Annotated in this window: 12 protein-coding genes; all 12 read right to left on the bottom strand. The window is 70.8% G+C overall.

Translation table 11 applies throughout. From position 1 onward, the window contains the following. Nucleotides 1–149: 149 nt before the first annotated feature. Nucleotides 150–4,445, bottom strand: coding sequence for an Rne/Rng family ribonuclease (locus tag ACIRF9_RS02325; RefSeq protein WP_403814985.1), 4,296 nt, complete (start codon nucleotides 4,443–4,445; stop codon nucleotides 150–152). Nucleotides 4,446–4,722: 277 nt separating this feature from the next. Beyond that, entirely contained in the window at nucleotides 4,723–5,487 is a 765-nt protein-coding gene (locus ACIRF9_RS02320; RefSeq protein ID WP_403814983.1) for a TIGR03936 family radical SAM-associated protein, read from the bottom strand. A 48-nt stretch (nucleotides 5,488–5,535) separates the two neighbouring features. Further along, entirely contained in the window at nucleotides 5,536–6,570 is a 1,035-nt protein-coding gene (locus tag ACIRF9_RS02315; protein ID WP_403814980.1) for a hypothetical protein, read from the bottom strand. A gap of 172 nt (nucleotides 6,571–6,742) precedes the next feature. Next, on the bottom strand, nucleotides 6,743–7,165 hold the full coding sequence (locus ACIRF9_RS02310; RefSeq protein WP_403814977.1) for a hypothetical protein: 423 nt from the start codon (nucleotides 7,163–7,165) through the stop codon (nucleotides 6,743–6,745). A gap of 185 nt (nucleotides 7,166–7,350) precedes the next feature. Continuing rightward, nucleotides 7,351–9,291, bottom strand: coding sequence for a TIGR03960 family B12-binding radical SAM protein (locus ACIRF9_RS02305; RefSeq protein WP_403814974.1), 1,941 nt, complete (start codon nucleotides 9,289–9,291; stop codon nucleotides 7,351–7,353). Nucleotides 9,292–9,447: 156 nt separating this feature from the next. Continuing rightward, complete coding sequence (locus tag ACIRF9_RS02300) at nucleotides 9,448–10,953, bottom strand: CHAD domain-containing protein (protein WP_403814972.1); 1,506 nt, start codon at nucleotides 10,951–10,953, stop codon at nucleotides 9,448–9,450. A 125-nt stretch (nucleotides 10,954–11,078) separates the two neighbouring features. Next, complete coding sequence (rodA, locus tag ACIRF9_RS02295; protein ID WP_403814969.1) at nucleotides 11,079–12,278, bottom strand: rod shape-determining protein RodA; 1,200 nt, start codon at nucleotides 12,276–12,278, stop codon at nucleotides 11,079–11,081. After that, nucleotides 12,275–14,521 carry a penicillin-binding protein 2 gene (gene mrdA, locus ACIRF9_RS02290; RefSeq protein ID WP_403814967.1) on the bottom strand — a complete coding sequence of 749 codons (2,247 nt, stop codon included), beginning with the start codon at nucleotides 14,519–14,521 and terminating at the stop codon, nucleotides 12,275–12,277. Before mrdA ends, rodA begins: the two co-directional genes overlap by 4 nt. A gap of 128 nt (nucleotides 14,522–14,649) precedes the next feature. Then, entirely contained in the window at nucleotides 14,650–15,321 is a 672-nt protein-coding gene (gene mreD, locus ACIRF9_RS02285; RefSeq protein ID WP_403814964.1) for a rod shape-determining protein MreD, read from the bottom strand. A gap of 15 nt (nucleotides 15,322–15,336) precedes the next feature. After that, complete coding sequence (gene mreC, locus ACIRF9_RS02280; protein WP_403814961.1) at nucleotides 15,337–16,272, bottom strand: rod shape-determining protein MreC; 936 nt, start codon at nucleotides 16,270–16,272, stop codon at nucleotides 15,337–15,339. A gap of 163 nt (nucleotides 16,273–16,435) precedes the next feature. Then, nucleotides 16,436–17,455: a rod shape-determining protein gene (locus ACIRF9_RS02275; protein ID WP_403814958.1), complete on the bottom strand. Its 1,020-nt coding sequence runs from the start codon at nucleotides 17,453–17,455 to the stop codon at nucleotides 16,436–16,438. A gap of 229 nt (nucleotides 17,456–17,684) precedes the next feature. Further along, nucleotides 17,685–18,098, bottom strand: coding sequence for a nucleoside-diphosphate kinase (ndk, locus tag ACIRF9_RS02270; protein WP_104780585.1), 414 nt, complete (start codon nucleotides 18,096–18,098; stop codon nucleotides 17,685–17,687). Nucleotides 18,099–18,181 lie beyond the last annotated feature (83 nt).

Below are 18,181 nucleotides of genomic sequence, written 5' to 3'. Positions count from 1 at the left end.
ACACAGCGTAACTCTGCGGTAAACACTGTGCGACGCGAGGTGAGAAGTGGGCCAGGCCGGGGGCCGGAGGCCGGGGCCGGGGCCGGGACAAAGACGCGGGCGCCCGGATCTCTCCGGGCGCCCGCGCCGTTGCCGCACCGCGGCGGAGGTCAGTCCTCCGTCGAGGCCGAGACGGCCGGGACGCTCTGCTGCGCCGCCGCCGTCTTCTTCGCCGCCGTCGCCTTCACGGCCTTCTTGGCCGTCGTCTTCTTGGCGGCGGTCTTCTTCGCTGCCGTCTTCTTGGCCGCCGCCGTCTTCTTGGTGGCGGCCTTCTTCGCCGTGGCCTTCTTGGCCGTCTTGCGGGCGGCCGCCTTCTTGACGGGAGCAGCCTCCTCGTCGGCGACCGGCTCGACGGCCTCCGCTTCCGGAGCCTCCGGCGCCTCCGTGACCTCCGTGGCCTCCCCCGCCGACGGGACGACCACGACGGCCGTCTCCTCGGACGCGGTCGGCGCGGTGGCCTTGCGCACGGCACGGCGCCGCGGGCGGGCCGGGGCCGCGCTCTCGACGACCGGCTCGGCCTCGACGACCGGCTGGGCCTCGGCGACCGGCTCGGCCGGCTCCACCGGAGCCTCCGGGGTCTCGGCGGCGGCCGGCTCGACGACGGTCACCGCGGCGGCCTCCGCACCGGAGGGCGAACCGGCCGGCGCGGACACCTTACGGGTGGCGCGACGACGGGTACGGCCCTTGGGCGCGGCCTCCTCCTCGGCGGGGGCCGGGGTCTCGACCACCGGGTCCTCCACCGCGACCGGCTCGGCCTGCGCGACGAACGCCTCGGCCGGCTGCACCGGACGCTCGGCCTCCGCCTCGGCGGTCACCTGCTGCGCGGTGGGCACCTCGACCAGTTCGGCCGGCTCGGCGGGCTCCGCCGTGACGAGCACCTCGGCACCGCCCGCCTTGCGCGCGGCACCCCTCGGCGCACCGGCCGGAGCGGACGCCCGACGGCTCGCCCTACGACGGCTGCGCCCACGGGTGGCCGCGGCCTCCGCCTCGGCGACGCTGCTGTACAGCTCCTCGTCCGGCGCGAAGTCCGGGGCCACCAGCGCGACGGGCTCGGCCACCTCGGCGGCGACCTCGGCCTCGCTCTCGGCCTCCTCCTCCACGCTCACCAGCGGCTCGACGGCCTCCACGGCCACGGCCTCGTGCTCATGGGCGTCGCCGCCACGGCCGCGCTTCTTGCGCTTGCCGCCGCCACCGGCGGAGGTCGGCTGCTCCATGTGCACGATGACACCGCGCCCGTTGCAGTGGACGCAGGTCTCGGAGAAGGACTCCAGCAGACCCTGCCCGACCCGCTTGCGGGTCATCTGCACGAGGCCCAGCGAGGTCACCTCGGCCACCTGGTGCTTCGTACGGTCGCGGCCCAGGCACTCCAGCAGTCGGCGCAGTACCAGGTCGCGGTTGGACTCCAGCACCATGTCGATGAAGTCGATCACGATGATGCCGCCGAGGTCGCGCAGCCGCAGCTGGCGCACGATCTCCTCGGCCGCCTCCAGGTTGTTCCTGGTGACCGTCTCCTCGAGGTTGCCGCCCTGGCCGGTGAACTTGCCGGTGTTGACGTCGACGACGACCATCGCCTCGGTCCGGTCGATCACCAGCGAACCGCCGCTGGGCAGCCAGACCTTGCGGTCCAGCGCCTTGGCGAGCTGCTCGTCGATCCGGTACGTGGCGAAGACGTCGACCTCGGAGGTCCACTTCGACAGCCGCTCGGCCAGGTCGGGCGCGACGTGCGAGACGTACCCGTGGATGGTCGACCAGGCGTCGTCGCCGCTGACGACGACCTTGGAGAAGTCCTCGTTGAAGATGTCGCGCACGACCCGGACGGTCATGTCCGGCTCGCCGTACAGCAGCGTCGGCGCGTTGCCGTTCTTGGCCTTCTTCTGGATGTCCTCCCACTGCGCCTGCAGCCGCTCGACGTCACGGCGCAGCTCGTCCTCGCTCGCGCCCTCGGCGGCGGTGCGCACGATGACGCCCGCGTCCTCGGGGACGATCTTCTTGAGGATCGTCTTCAGCCGGGCCCGCTCGGTGTCGGGCAGCTTGCGGCTGATGCCGGTCATCGAGCCCTCGGGAACGTATACGAGATAACGGCCCGGAAGGGAGACCTGGCTGGTCAGTCGGGCGCCCTTGTGCCCGATCGGGTCCTTGGTGACCTGGACGAGGACGGACTGCCCCGACTTCAGCGCGGACTCGATGCGGCGCGGCCCGTTGGCCATGCCGAGCGCCTCGAAGTTGACCTCACCGGCGTACAGGACGGCGTTGCGCCCCTTGCCGATGTCGATGAACGCGGCCTCCATCGACGGCAGCACGTTCTGGACCTTGCCCAGGTAGACGTTGCCGACGTACGAGGTCGACTGCTCCTTGTTGACGTAGTGCTCGACGAGCACGCCGTCCTCCAGGACGCCGATCTGCGTGCGCTCACCGCTCTGGCGGACGACCATCACGCGCTCGACGGCCTCGCGGCGGGCCAGGAACTCGGCCTCGGTGATGATCGGGACGCGGCGGCGGCCCTGCTCACGGCCTTCGCGACGGCGCTGCTTCTTGGCCTCCAGACGAGTGGAGCCCTTGATGGACTGCACCTCGTCGGAGGGCTCGGAGGGCTTGCGGGGCTCACGGACCTTGACGACGGTCCGCTCGGGGTCGCCCTCGCCCGGCTCGGTGTCGACGGAGGTGTCCCCGGCGCGACGACGGCGGCGACGACGGCGACGGCTGCCGGCGGTGGAGCCGACGCCCTCGTCGTCCTCGGCGTCCTCTTCCTCCTGCTCGGCGGTGTCCTCGGCGTCCTGCGCGGCCTGCTCGGCGGCGAACTCGTCGGACTCGGCGTCGCCCTCGGCCTCGCCGTCGGCGCTCTCGCCCCGGCGGCGACGACGTCCGCCACGGCGGCGACGGCGACGCGAACCGGTCTCCTCGCTCTCCTCGTCACCCTCGACGGCGTCCTCGGCGGCCTCGTCGGCCTCCTCCGGCTCGGTCTCGTCCTCGGCGACGGGCGCGGGGGCCGGCCGCTCGGCGGCCTCGGTCTCCTCGGCGAAGGCGGCACCCCGGCGGCGACGGCGACGGCGCGAACCCGTCGTCTCCTCCACCGGAAGCTCCTCGGTCTCCTCGGTCTCCTCGACCTCCGGGGCCTCCTCGGCCACGGCGGCGGCTGCCTCGGCGGCGGCGCGCTGCGGCGTCTGGAACTGCGGCTCGGTGAACACGGGCGCCTGGAACACGGCGACCGCGGGTCGCGCGGGCCGGCGCGGCGCCTCCCCCTCGCCGTTGCCCCGCACGGGCTCCGGCTCGGAGAAACCGCCGGCGGCACGACGTACGACACGACGGCGGGCACGCCGGGTACCGGCCTCCTCCTCGGAGGGGGCCTCGGCGACGGCGGGCTGGGCGGCCGGGGCCTGAGCAGCCTCCGGGGCCTCGGTCTCGGCGACGGCGGCCTGTGCGGCGGGGGCGGCCTCGGGAGCCTTCTCCTCGGCCACGGCGGGCTCGGCGGCAGCCTGGGTCTCGGCGTCGGCACCGACGGGCGTGGACGCACGGCGGGTGGCCCGACGACGGGTACGCGGCGCGGCGGCCTCGACGGGCGCCTCGGCGGAGACGGCGGGCGTCTCTGCGGCGGCAACGGCCTCTGCGGCAGGGGCGGGCACCTCGGCCTCGCCGGCCGCCTGAGCCTCCGCGCTCACCGCGACCTCTGCGGGCGCGGACGCACGGCGGGTGGCCCGACGGCGCGTACGCGGCGCGGGTGCGGCCTCCTCGGACGCCTGTGCGACGGGTTCCACGGCGGGCGTCTCCACGGCGGCCTCCTCGGCAGCGGCGGTCTCGGGAACGACCGTCTCGGCGGCCTCGCCCGACACCGGCGTCCCGGCCGGCGCGGACACGCGGCGCGTGGCCCGGCGGCGGGTACGGCGAGGAGCGGCGTCCTCGGCGGCGGCGTCCTCGGCGGCGGGCTCGCTCTCCTCGACGGCCGCGGCCGCGACGGGCTCGGCGACCTCGGCGGGGGTGGCCGCGGGCACCACGGTCTCCGCGGCCTCGACGGCCTCGGCAGACGCCGGAGCCCCGGCAGGCGCAGAGGCGCGACGGGTCGCACGACGGCGCGTGCGCGGCGCGGGAGCGGCTTCGGCGAGGGCCTCCTCGGCCTTCTCCGCCACCTCCTCGGTCACCTCGACCTCTTCGGCCAAGGCAGCCGCAGCGGCCTCGTCGGCCTCGACCTCCGTGCCGGTGGTGACGCCTTCGACGGCCTCCTCGGCCAGCTGCTCGGCGGTCTCCACGGCCGGTATGGCCGGCGCGGTGATCTCGGCCGGGGCCTCGGCGGCGCCGGCCGGCGGACCGGCCGGGCGGGAAGCGGCACGGCGCCGACGACGCGGCGGCAGGGTGTCGCTGGGGGTGTTGTTCTGTTCTTCGGAACCCTTGGTGGGTTCGGTCGGCTCGAGCATGCGGGTGTGTCTCCCGTCAGGCTCCCGGGCGCCGCGCTGGTCCGGCACCGATCACGGTGGATCGGTCACCGTTGACGTCCGCGGCTCGCGCGCCTGCGCGCTGCCGCCGTCCGGGGCGCGGCCGCCGCACGGGAGCTCTCTGTGTCCTGTCTCGCCGGTTCCGTAGCCCTGTTGCGTACGGCCTGGCGAAAGTCTTCTGGTCGGTGCGCTGCCCGACCCAGGTGGCTCCCGAGTACGAGGGCGGCGCTACGACGTCCGTCCCTGTGCGGAACCTTCCTTACGCCGGCGCCGTCGCGGCGGCAGTCGCGTCGGCCGTAGTGAAGGCCTCGGCTGCCTCGCGGTCGGGCGCGAGCGGGTCGGTCACCGCGCCGGTCTCTTCATCGAGCAGCCCCTGCGCCAGCCTGGTCACCGCTGCGGGGACCGGCGGCGCCAGGTCGGCCACGGCGCGGAGACCGGACAGGACGTCGTCGGGTCGTACGGCAGGCGTCACGTGCCGAACAACCAGCCGCAGTATCGCACAGGGCTGGTCGGTCGGCCTATCAGCCGTTTCACTCTGTGTTTCGAGGTGTACGACCGCCGGGCGGGCGTCGAAGGTCCGCATGCCGTTCTTGGTCATGCGCTGGACCTCGACGGACTCGGCGGTGTTGAAGGCCTGGACGGCGCTTTCGGCGTCGGCCGGGTCGACTCCGTCGAGCCGCAGCTCCCACACGGAGGCCGTGAGCCGGTCGGCGAGGCCCGAGGTGCGGGCCTCGACGGCGTCGACGATGTCGAGCCCGGTGGGCAGCGACTCGTCGAGCAGGACTCGCAGCGTCTCCGGTTCACGCGCCGTGGTGAGCGCGATCTCCAGGTACTCCGCCTCACTGCCCGTGCCGGTGGGTGCGGCATTGGCGTACGACACCTTCGGGTGCGGCGTGAACCCCGCCGAGTACGCCATCGGCACCTCGGCACGGCGCAACGCGCGCTCGAAGGCACGCTGGAAGTCACGGTGGCTGGTGAACCGGAGGCGGCCGCGCTTGGTGTAGCGCAGTCGGATGCGCTGCACCGCGGGTGCGGGCGGCGGGCCTTCGGGCTGTCGCTTGCCCAGTGTCGTTCAGTCCTTCGTGAGTTTCGTGAGAGCGGTCGTACTGCTATCAAGAGTACGTGTGCCGAGCGGCCTCGGTTCCCCGCGGAGCGCTGCTTCCCTCTCCCGCTCCTCCCCGAAGAGCATCCGCCGTACGTCGGCACGTGCCTGCCGGACCGTCTCGCGCGCGGTGGCGAGGGCCTGCCGGGTCACCCGGCCCACGGCGCGCGCGGCCTCGGCGGCGGGCCGCAGGACGACGTCGCGTACGACGTGCCCGACCGGGGTGAGGACGGTCCGGTACACCCATCGCACCGGTTCGACGAAGACCCACCGGAAGAGGGTGGCGAGGAACCGTCCGACGGCGAGCGAGAGGTGCCCCGCGATCCGCCAGGCGTGCCCGAGCGCGTCCCCGACCTCCCGCGCGACGACGCCGAGGAAGCGCGCGACGGGGGCGAGCACCCAGCGCCACAGCGCGAGCGCGGGGAGCACCAGCAGCACCCGGCCCATCCAGTACGCGGCCATCCCGACCCCGGTGACCAGCATCCGCAGGGTCCAGACGACGGCCCGTCCCACGGGCGCGAGGATCCACTCGTACACCCACAGGGCGGGTACGACGGCCAGGTACCGCACCAGCCACAGGACCGCGTGCCCGGCGGGCGTCAGTACGCGCGCGTACAGCCACGCCAGCCCGGCGCCGACCCCGCGCGCCAGCCACAGGACGGCGTGCCCGACCGGGGTGAGGACGTACCGGTACAGGCAGACCACGGGCACGACCACCAACACCCGCCCGAGCCAGCCCAGCGCCCGCCCTGCGGGGACGAGGACGTACCGCCACACCCCCACCAGCGGCAGCACGAACAACACCCGCCCCACCCACAACAGCGCCCGGCCGACCGGCCGCAGCACCGTGTCCCTCAGGAACCGTCCGGCGACGACGAGCGCGTCCCAGACCATCCGCACGGGCACGACCAGCACAAGCACCACGATCCGCACGGGCAGCCGGATCGCGACCACGAGGCACCCTTCCGGCTGCCGCTCTTCGACGCGCGGTTTCTGCAGGTCCATACAGGTGTAGACGCCGCAACCACCCCACTGGATGCACGAATTCCACCGAACGAAGTGCGGATTCGTCGTCCGGGTTTTGCCGCTGTTGCTCAGTTGTGGCCACGTGTCGCACGGGGCTACACCACACACCACACGCCCAGATCGCCGGCCGCTCCCGTCCGGATGAAGCTGCCTACCAGGGCCCATGCGGGCCCACGAGCAGAGACATCCGCTCAGCGTCATCGATCAAATGGATCACCGCGTGATCACCTCGGAAGCCGAGGCTCAACTGAGGAAACTCCCTATCCGGCAACCGAACTTCGAGATACCCCTGACCACTAGAACGCAGTTCGCTGAAGCGGTCCGCCAGCTCCCTCGCATCCGAACGTCTCTCGCGCGCAGAGAACCGTCCCGATTCCGGCGACCGTCCCGACTGGAACTCGCGTAACGCGTCGCAGTGGGCCACATCAACCGCCGACCTGCTGCGGCGCATTTCCATCTTCGCCAGCGCGTAGCGGGCGACGATGCCGCCCATGCTGAACCCGCCGACGAGGAGCCGGGTGTGGCCGAGCTCCTCGGCGATGGTCCGCAGGATCGACCCGTCGGCCAGGACCACCGGCCGGACCACGCCCCGGCGCCTGCGAAGCCGCCTGGCCGGCCCTCAGTGTCAGCGCCGCGAAGGGCAGCATCGGGCTGCGGCTGCCAGAACTGATCAGACACGGCTGAGCCCCCTCCCCTTGCAAGGAGAGGGGGCTCAGAGCCTCATCCGCCGCAGCGCCTCACTTACCCCGCTCCCCCGATTCAGCCGGTCGGAGCGGTGTTCTTGACCGTGAGCGGCAGCAGCTTCTTGCCCGTCGGGCCGATCTGGATGTTGGTGTCCATCGCCGGGCACACGCCGCAGTCGAAGCACGGTGTCCAGCGGCAGTCCTCGACCTCCGTCTCGTCGAGGGCGTCCTGCCAGTCCTCCCAGAGCCAGTCCTTGTCGAGACCGGAGTCCAGGTGGTCCCAGGGCAGGACCTCCTCGTACGTGCGCTCACGGGTCGTGTACCAGTCGACGTCGACGCCGAAGGGGGCGAGCGCCTTGCCGGCGGACTGCATCCAGCGGTCGTAGGAGAAGTGCTCACGCCAGCCGTCGAAGCGGCCGCCGTCCTCGTAGACCGCGCGGATCACGGCGCCGATCCGGCGGTCGCCGCGCGAGAGCAGGCCCTCGACGATGCCGGGCTTGCCGTCGTGGTAGCGGAAGCCGATCGAACGGCCGTACTTCTTGTCGCCGCGGATCTTGTCCCGGAGCTTCTCCAGGCGCGCGTCCGTCTCCTCGGCGGAGAGCTGCGGGGCCCACTGGAAGGGGGTGTGGGGCTTGGGGACGAAGCCGCCGATCGACACCGTGCAGCGGATGTCGTTGGAGCGGGAGACCTCGCGGCCCTTCTGGATGACGTTCATCGCCATGTCGGCGATCTGCAGGACGTCGTCGTCGGTCTCCGTCGGCAGGCCGCACATGAAGTACAGCTTCACCTGGCGCCAGCCGTTGCCGTAGGCCGTCGCGACGGTCCGGATCAGGTCCTCTTCCGAGACCATCTTGTTGATGACCTTGCGCATGCGCTCGGAGCCGCCCTCGGGGGCGAAGGTGAGGCCGGAACGGCGACCGTTCCTCGTCAGCTCGTTCGCCAGGTCGACGTTGAAGGCGTCGACGCGGGTGGAGGGGAGGGAGAGGCCGATCTTGTCCTCTTCGTAGCGGTCCGCGAGGCCCTTGGCGATGTCGCCGATCTCCGAGTGGTCCGCCGAGGACAGCGACAGCAGGCCCACCTCCTCGAAGCCCGTCGCCTTCAGGCCCTTCTCCACCATCTCGCCGATGCCCGTGATGGAGCGCTCGCGCACCGGGCGGGTGATCATGCCGGCCTGACAGAAGCGGCAGCCGCGGGTGCAGCCGCGGAAGATCTCCACGGACATGCGCTCGTGGACCGTCTCGGCGAGGGGGACGAGGGGCTGCTTGGGGTAGGGCCACTCGTCGAGGTCCATGACCGTGTGCTTCGAGACGCGCCACGGTACGCCCGAGCGGTTCGGTACGACACGGGAGATACGGCCGTCCGGCAGGTACTCCACGTCGTAGAAGCCCGGGATGTACACCCCGCCCGTCTTCGCGAGGCGCAGGAGGACCTCCTCGCGGCCGCCGGGGCGGCCCTCGGCCTTCCACTCCTTGATGATCCGCGTCATGTCGAGCACGGCCTGCTCGCCGTCGCCGATGACGGCCGCGTCGATGAAGTCGGCGATCGGCTCGGGGTTGAAGGCCGCGTGGCCGCCCGCGAGGACGATCGGGTCGTCGACCGTACGGTCCTTGGACTCCAGGGGGATGCCGGCCAGGTCCAGGGCCGTGAGCATGTTCGTGTAGCCCAGCTCCGTGGAGAAGGACAGGCCGAACACGTCGAATGCCTTCACCGGGCGGTGGCTGTCGACCGTGAACTGCGGGACACCGTGCTCCCGCATCAGCGCCTCCAGGTCCGGCCACACGCTGTAGGTGCGCTCGGCGAGGACGCCCTCCTGCTCGTTCAGCACCTCGTAGAGGATCATGACGCCCTGGTTGGGCAGACCGACCTCGTACGCGTCCGGGTACATGAGCGCCCAGCGGACATCGCAGGACTCCCAGGGCTTGACCGTGGAGTTGAGCTCTCCTCCGACGTACTGAATCGGCTTCTGCACGTGCGGGAGCAAGGCTTCGAGCTGCGGGAAGACCGACTCGACAGACATCGCGGGGTTACCTTCGTGAGCTGAGCTGACAGGGATGACCATCAAGCCTAACGCGCCCCGACGGCTCCCCCGCCCGCACGAACGCCGCCCCAGGGGCCTGTCCGGCGGATCATGCGGCTGGACAGGCGGATGATGCCGCAGGACAGGCCCAGGACCTCAGACCTTCATCGAGCCGCTGGTCTTCTTCCACTCCCCCGGTACCGTCTCCTCGACCCGCTCCGCACGCCGCTCCTCGCGGGCGTGGAGGACCCCGTACGTGAAGGTGTTCTCCCCCGCCGCGTGCGCCACGGCGGACAGCTCGCGCAGGGTCGTGCGGGCCATGACGCTGTCCTGGTGGTCGCCGAGCAGGCTCTGGAGCGACTTCATGGACTTGACCAGGTCCTTCGCCGGGCGGCCGAGAGCCGGCCCGGCCGCCTCGGCCGCGTACCGGGTCCGCTTGGCCTTCTTGCGGGCCTCGTGCAGCGCGAGGTCGCGGTCGCTGCCGGGCGGCTGCTCGACGGCCTCCTCGATCAGCGCGGCCACCTTCCCGAAGTCCTTGCGTACGGCCTTGGCGAGCACCTTCTTCGGTTTCTTCGAGGCCGCCTTCCGCAGCGGCGGATCGGCGACCACCGCGTCCAGGGTGTCGAGGAGCGCCAGATAGCGCCCGGAGTCCAGGACGCCGAGCAGCCGGCGTCGGGAGCCGCGCTCCCCGGCCTTCGCCCAGGTCCGCAGCCGCTCGTGGATCGGGCCGTCGACCAGGGTGGACGGCAGGTCGTCGAGGGCCGCGCCCAGCCGCTCGGCCAGCACCTCGTGGTCGCGGCCCACGCCCAGCTCCCCGGCCAGCCATTTCAGCTCGGCGCCGATCGGGTCGGTGACCTCCCGGTCGAGGATCTTGCGGAACGAGCGGAACGTGCTGCGCAGCCGGCGGGTGGCGACCCGCATGTCGTGCACCGACTCCTCGGCGTCCTGACGCACCGCCGGGTCCAGCTCGACGATCGCGTCCCGCTGGGCGCGCACGTACGCCAGGACGTGATCCCCGGCGGTCACCGGCTTGGCGGGGCCCTTGTCCTTGGGCCGCGGGTGCCCGCCCTTGGTCTCCGCCAGCGCCCGCGCCAGCTTCGACGCGGACTTCGACGGCCGTACGCCCGCCTTGCGCAACCGTTTCTCCACCTTGTCGAGGAGGGCCGGGTCACCGCCGTCGGCCAGCTCCACCTCGATCTCGCTCCACTGCGCGCTGCCCTCGCCGCCGAACAGCCGCTGCGCCCGTACGGTGTCCACGCTCGCCTCGGCCAGCAGCCTGCCGTCGGCGTCCACCAGGTCCCGCACGTCCCGGGCGGAACGCAGCCGGACCACCGCCACCAGCTGCCCCTCACGCACCCGGGAGCGCACGAGTCCGGCGAGTTCGTCCGGGACCGTGTCCGACAGCGGCGCCCGGATCTCGTCGCGGGTCCCCGGACCGACCGGGAGTTTGAGATGCCATCCGGCGTCGGAGCCGCCCGTGCGGCGGCGCAGGGTGATGGAGGCCGAGGCCAGCCGCAGGTCGGAGGTGTCGTAGTAGGTCGCGTCCAGGTCCGCGGTGCCCTTGTCGAGGACGCTCGCGACCCCGGCGACACCGGTCAGGTCGGGCAGCCCACTGTCGTCGGATTCGTACTTGCGCTCGATCTCGCGTTTCGTCTCCGCCATGAAATGAATCTAGTGCCAGTCGGGCCGGGACGGCAGTGCCAACTTCCGTTGAATTCACGACGAACGTCCGGATTACGGCCCGTCCGGTCCGGCGGTCACCGCGGAACGGCCCGACCGCCGGAGGCCTACGCGGACATCGGCCGCTGCACCCGGATGGACTGCAGCAGCCCCACCGCCACCCACACCGCGAACATCGACGAACCGCCGTACGACACGAACGGCAGCGGCAGGCCGGTCACCGGCATGATGCCGAGGGTCATCCCGACGTTCTCGAACGTCTGGAACGCGAACCACGCCACGATCCCCGCGGCGACGATCGTGCCGTACAGCTCGCTCGTCTCGCGGGCGATGCGGCAGGCGCGCCACAGCACCACGCCCAGCAGCAGGATGATCAGGCCCGCGCCCACGAAGCCCAGTTCCTCGCCGGCGACCGTGAAGACGAAGTCCGTCTGCTGCTCGGGGACGAACTGGCCGGTGGTCTGCGAGCCGTGGAACAGGCCCGCGCCCGTCAGCCCGCCCGAACCGATCGCGATGCGCGCCTGGTTGGTGTTGTAGCCGACACCGGCCGGGTCGAGGCTCGGGTTGGCGAACGCGGCGAAGCGGGCGATCTGGTACTCGTCCAGGATGTGCAGCTGCCAGACGGCGACCGCGCCGGCCGCGCCCGCGCCGAGCAGCCCGAAGACCCAGCGGTTGGAGGCGCCGGACGCCAGCAGCACACCCAGCACGATCATCACCATCACCATGACCGACCCGAGGTCGGGCATGAGCATCACGATCAGCATGGGGACGGCGGCGAGGCCGAGCGCCTGTACGACCGTGCGGTGGTCCGGGTACGTCTTGTCGCCCGCGTCGACCCGCGCCGCGAGCAGCATCGCCATGCCCAGGATGATCGTGATCTTCACGAACTCCGAGGGCTGGAGCGAGAAGCCGCCGCCCAGCACGATCCAGGAGTGCGCGCCGTTGACCGTCGAGCCCAGCGGGGTCAGCACCGCCAGGATGCCGAGCAGCGAGAGCCCGTAGAGGACCGGCACCGCGTTGCGCAGGGTGCGGTGGCCGAGCCAGACGGTGCCGATCATCAGGGCGAGCCCGATGCCGGTGTTCATCAGATGCCGGATGAGGAAGTAGTACGGGTCGCCCTGGTTGATCTCGGTGCGGTTGCGGGTCGCGGAGAAGACCAGTACCGAACCGATCAGGGAGAGGGCGACGGCCGCCAGCAGTATCGGCCAGTCCAGCCGCCGGGCCAGCGAGTCACGGGCGAAGACCCGGGTCCAGCCGGCCCGCTCGGGCCCGTACCCGGAGACGGAGAAGCTGTTCACGCCGGTCATGTGAGCGACCTCCGAGCCTGCTTCCTGCGACGTCGTCTGCGGGTGTTCTGGTTGGTGGTGTTCTGCTGGGTGGTGCCGGCCGGCTGCGACTCGTCGGGCTCGGGCGCGGACTGCTGGCTCGCGCGCTGGTCCTTGGCCGGGTCCTTGGCGACCTTCGGGGACTTGATCGTGCCGTCCGTCTGGATGGCCGGCAGGCCCTTCTGCGGGGTGGGCAGCAGGGCGTTCTTCTTGTCGATCGTGCCGTCCTCGGAGACGCCGTACAGCGCGTTGTAGATGTGGCGCACGGCCTCACCGGAGGCGCCCGAACCGGTACCGGCCTGGGCGATCGTCATGATGACCGTGTAGTCCTTGCTGTAGGTGGCCAGCCAGGACGTGGTCTGCTTGCCGTAGACCTCGGCCGTACCGGTCTTGGCGTGCAGCTCGATCTCGTCCTGCGGCCAGCCGCCGAACTTCCACGCGGCCGTACCCCGGGTGACCACACCCGCGAGGGCGTCGTCCATGCCGGCCAGGGTCGCCTTGCTGATCGGCAGCTTGCCGGCCTTCCTGGGCTTGATCTCCTCGACGGTCTTGCCGTCGGCGCTGATGATCGCCTTGCCGATGGTCGGCTCGTACATGGTGCCGCCGTTGGCGAGGGCGCCGTAGATCACGGCCTCCTGGATCGGCGTGACGAGGGTGTCGCCCTGGCCGATGGAGTAGTTGATCTCGTCACCGGCGCGCATCTTGTTGCCCTCGAGGCAGTTCTCGTACGCGATCTTCTCGACGTAACTGCCGTTCTTCTTGCCGGACTTGCACCAGGCGTCCTTGTTGGCCTTCCAGTAGGACTCCTTCCACTGGCGGTCCGGGACGCGGCCGGTGACCTCGTTGGGGAGGTCGACGCCGGTCTCCTTGCCGAGGCCGAACTGGTGGGCCGCCTTGAAGAAGTAGTCCTTGGGCTCACCCTTCTTCGGGTTGATGCCGCCGTCCTTCTTCCACTCGTTGTGGGCGAGGCCGTAGAAGACGGTGTCGCAGGAGATCTCGAGGGCCCGGCCGAGCGGGATGGGGCCGAAGCTCTCCCCCTCGAAGTTGTTGAAGACCTGACCGCCGACCGAGTACGAGCTGGTGCAGGGGTAGCGGCCGTTGAAGTCGTAGCCGGCCTCGACCGCGGCGGCCGTGGAGATCACCTTGAACGTCGAGCCGGGCGCCGACTGACCCTGTATGGCCCTGTTCAGCAGCGGGTAGTCGGACTTCTTGCCGGTGAGCTTCTTGTAGTCCTTGGCGGAGATGCCGCCCACCCAGACGTTCGGGTCGTAGGTCGGGGCGGACGCCATGGCGACGATCCGGCCGGTCTTGGCCTCCATCACGACGACCGCGCCGGAGTCGGCCTTGTAGTTGGTGCCGGTGATCTTGTCGAACTGCTGGCGGGCGACCTTCATCGCGTTGTTCAGCTCGTACTCGGCGACGCGCTGGACGCGGGAGTCGATGCTGGTGACCAGGTTGGAGCCGGGCTCGGCCGCGTCCGCCTCGGCCTGGCCGATGACCCGGCCGAGGTTGTCGACCTCGTAGCGGGTGACGCCGGCCTTGCCGCGCAGCACCTTGTCGTACTCGCGCTCGAGGCCGCTGCGGCCGACCATGTCGGAGCGCAGGTAGGGCGAGTCGGTGTCCTGGGCCTTGGTGATCTCCTCGTCGGTGACCGGGGAGAGATAGCCGAGGACCTGGGCGGTGTTGGACTTGCCGGGGCTCGGGTAACGGCGCACGGCCTCCGGCTCGGCGGTGATGCCGGGGAAGTCCTCGGCGCGCTCACGGATCTGCAGGGCCTGCTTGGCGGTGGCCTCGTCGGTGATGGGGATCGGCTGGTACGGCGAGCCGTTCCAGCACGGCTGCGGGGTCTTGGCGTCGCACAGGCGGACCTTCTGCATGACCTCCGTGGGGTCCATGCCGAGCACGCCCGCGAGCTTGGTCAGGACGGCCTTGCCGTCGTCCTTCTGCTTGAGCAGGTCGGTGCGGGAGGCGGAGACCACCAGCCGTGTCTCGTTGTCCGCCAGGGGCACTCCGCGCGCGTCCAGGATGGAGCCGCGGACGGCGGGCTCGACGACCTGCTGGACGTGGTTGCCGGAGGCCTCCTTGGCGTACTCCGCGCCCTCGCGGATCTGGAGGTACCACAGGCGGCCGCCGAGGGTGCCGAGGAGGGAGAGGACGAGGATCTGGATCACGACGAGCCGGATCTGGACACGTGGCGTCCGACCGGTCTCGGGAATGTTGGTCACTGCGGCTGCCTCCCCCTTTCAGTGCACGAACGTGTGTGCGCGGCCGTGTGTGCGTACGAATGATGAACGATCAGCCTGTGAGGCCGCGTTCCGCCGGAACTGCCCCGTTCGGGTGAACTCTCCCGCTCTCACAGCCGCTTGACCCCCTTGATGCGGCCGGCCCGGGTCGCGCGCGACTTCGCCGCCTTCAACTTCAGGCCGCCGCGCTGCCCGCCGATCCTGAGGCCCGTCCCGGAGGACAGCCAGCCCGAGGAGATGTCCGACGCCTTGGACGCGGAACTGGTCTCCGCGAGCGGGTCGTTCTCGGCGCGCCGGGCCAGGAACATGACGCCGGGGACGACGAACGGGGCGAGCAGCAGGTCGTACAGGGCGGCGGAGAAGAGCAGCCCCGTCAGGCCGACGTGCCGGGCGGCGGTGTCGCCGACGAGGGCGCCCACACCCGCGTACAGCAGGGTGGAGCCGACGGCCGAGGCGACCACCACGGCCATCGGGCCGGTGGCCGACTTGATCTGCCCGTTCTCCGGCTTGACCAGCCCGGCGAGATAGCCGATCACGCACAGCACGAGGGCGTAGCGCCCGGCCGCGTGGTCGGCGGGCGGCGCGAGGTCGGCGAGGAGTCCGGCGCCGAAGCCGATGAGGGCGCCGCCGACATGGCCGTACACCATGGCGAGGCCCAGGACGGTGAGCAGCAGGAGGTCGGGGACGGCGCCCGGGAGGTGGAGGCGGGCGAGGACGCTCACCTGGATCACCAGGGCGACGACGACCAGCGGGACGGAGAGCAGGATCCGGTTGACGCGCATGGGGGGTGTCAGCTCCTACTGCTGCTCTTGCTGCTGGCCGTCGGCGTTCGGGGTCACCGTGACGGTGACCGTCGGGGTGGGCACCGGCTTGGGCTTGGCCGGGAGCACGGTGTCGCGCGGGTCCTTCTTCGGGGCCTCGACGACCACACCGACGACGTCGAGCTTGGTGAAGCTGACGTACGGCGTGACGTAGAGGGTGCGGGTGAGGTCGCCGCCGGAGGGGTCGACCCGGGAGACCACGCCGACCGGGACACCGGGCACGAAGGGCTTGTCGGCCTGCGAGCCGAAGGTGACCAGCCGGTCGCCCTTCTTCACGTCCGCCTTGCCGTTGAGGAGTTCCACGCGCAGCGGGCGGTCGCCCTGCCCGGAGGCGAAGCCCAGTTCGTCGTTGCCCTCCATGCGGGTGCCGACGGTGAAGTCGGGGTCGTTGGCGAGGAGTACGGTCGCCGTGTTCGGGCCGACGGTGGTGACGCGCCCGACGAGCCCGTCGCCGTTCAGGACGGTCATGTCGCGCTTGATGCCGTCGCTCGCGCCCACGTCGATGGTGATCGTCCAGGAGAAGCCCTGGGCGGCGCCGATCGCGATGACCTCCGCGCCCTTGATGCCGTACTGGCCCTCGCCCGCGATCCTCAGCATCTTGTCGAGCTGGTTCAGCCGGCTGCGGTTGCGGTCGTCGCTGCCGAGCTTCGCCTTGAGAGCCGCGTTCTCCTTCTCCAGCTCCGCGAGCCGGTCATGGCGCTCACCGGAATCGCGTACCGCCGAGACGGCGTTGCCGACGGGGTTCACCGCCGACGACACCCCGTCCTCGATCGGACCGAAGACCGCGGCCGCGGCCTGCCGGGCACCGTCGACCGGGGAGTCCTCGCCGCCGCGGATGTCCACCGTGATCAGCGCGAACGCGACGGCGATCAGCAGCACCAGGAGCAGCCGGCTCTCTCGTGTGTCCCTCACGTGCGGCGGCCGTGCCCTTCCTCGATAGAGAAATCACTACACAGGAATTCGGGTAGCCCCGGGCCAAGATGACCAAGGGCGCTTTGTGGGAGCTTATGCCTGAATATCAACGATCCGCCGCACGAGAGGAGGTCATCTCGTACGGCGGAACCGAAGCGTTACGTCATCTGCGGGGCGCGGCGTCCAGGACCTGCTGGAGCGCCTCGAACTCCTCGACGCACTTGCCGGAGCCGAGCGCCACGCTGTCCAGCGGGTCCTCGGCGATGTGGATCGGCATGCCGGTCTCGCGCCGCAGCCGCTCGTCCAGACCCCGCAGCAGCGCACCGCCGCCGGTCAGAACGATTCCGCGGTCCATGATGTCGCCGGACAGCTCCGGCGGACACTTGTCGAGGGTGGTCTTCACGGCGTCGACGATCGCGTTGACCGGCTCCTCGATCGCCTTGCGGACCTCACCGGCCGAGATGACGACGGTCTTGGGCAGGCCGGACACGAGGTCCCGGCCGCGGATTTCGGTGTGCTCGTCGGAGTCGAGGTCGTACGCCGAGCCGATGGTGATCTTGATCTGCTCGGCCGTCCGCTCACCCAGAAGGAGGCTGTACTCCTTCTTGATGTGCTGGATGATCGCGTTGTCCAGCTCGTCGCCCGCGACGCGGATGGACTGGGCGGTGACGATGCCGCCGAGCGAGATGACCGCGACCTCCGTCGTGCCGCCGCCGATGTCCACCACCATGTTGCCCGTGGCCTCGTGGACCGGCAGGCCGGAACCGATGGCCGCGGCCATGGGCTCCTCGATGATGTGCACCTGACGGGCGCCGGCCTGGGTCGACGCCTCGATGACGGCACGGCGCTCGACGCCCGTGATGCCCGAGGGCACACAGACGACGACCCGCGGACGAGCCAGATACCGCCGCTTGTGGATCTTCAGGATGAAGTAGCGGAGCATCCGCTCGGTGATCTCGAAGTCGGCGATCACGCCGTCCTTCAGCGGCCGCACGGCGACGATGTTGCCCGGCGTCCGGCCGATCATCTTCTTCGCTTCGGCGCCGACCGCGAGGATGCCACCGGTGTTGGTGTTGATCGCGACGACGGACGGCTCGTTGAGTACGATCCCGCGACCCCTGACGTACACCAGCGTGTTGGCGGTCCCGAGGTCGACAGCCATGTCACGGCCGATGAACGACATTGAGTTCCCCATCAGGATTCGACTGGCCTTCCCATGAGCTTTTGAGGGCTTTTCAGGTTGGCGAAGTGGGTGCGGTGACGTGAAGGCTTCCATCGTAGACGCGCCTTCACGGACACTGCGGAAGGGTCCTGGCCATTGTCAGCAGATGCTGTGTGGGTTCGCTTCTGGAGACGGGCGTTCGGGGAATCTCGTTCCCTCGATCGCCCGTCTCAGTCGTCCTCGGAGGGCGTTACGCGCGACCCGGGAAGAAGATCTTGACCTCGCGCTCCGCGGACTCCTCGGAGTCGGAGGCGTGGATCAGGTTCTCGCGGACGATCACGCCGTAGTCGCCGCGGATCGAACCGGGTGCGGCGGCGATCGGGTCGGTCGGGCCGGCCAGGGCGCGCAGGCCCTCGATGACCCGCTCGCCCTCGACGATCAGCGCGACGACCGGACCGGACGCCATGAACTCCACCAGCGGCTCGTAGAAGGGCTTGCCCTTGTGCTCGCCGTAGTGCTGCTCCAGCGTGTCCTGGTCCAGCGTGCGCAGCTCCAGCGCGGTGATCTGCCACCCGGCCTTGCGCTCGATACGGCTGATGATCTCGCCGGTCAGGCCACGACGGACGGCGTCGGGCTTGAGGAGGACGAGGGTGCGCTGGCTCACGGGGGACTCCTTAGGACTGCTGAGATGCACTACTGCCGGGGTGCGGTGGGACGAGATTACAGGGCGTGTCCGTGAACCTGTCA

This window comes from Streptomyces sp. NPDC096132 (assembly GCF_044763345.1).
GTDB lineage: Bacteria > Actinomycetota > Actinomycetes > Streptomycetales > Streptomycetaceae > Streptomyces.
Note: the sequence above shows the minus strand (reverse complement) of the source record. Positions and strands in the feature narration are given on the sequence as shown.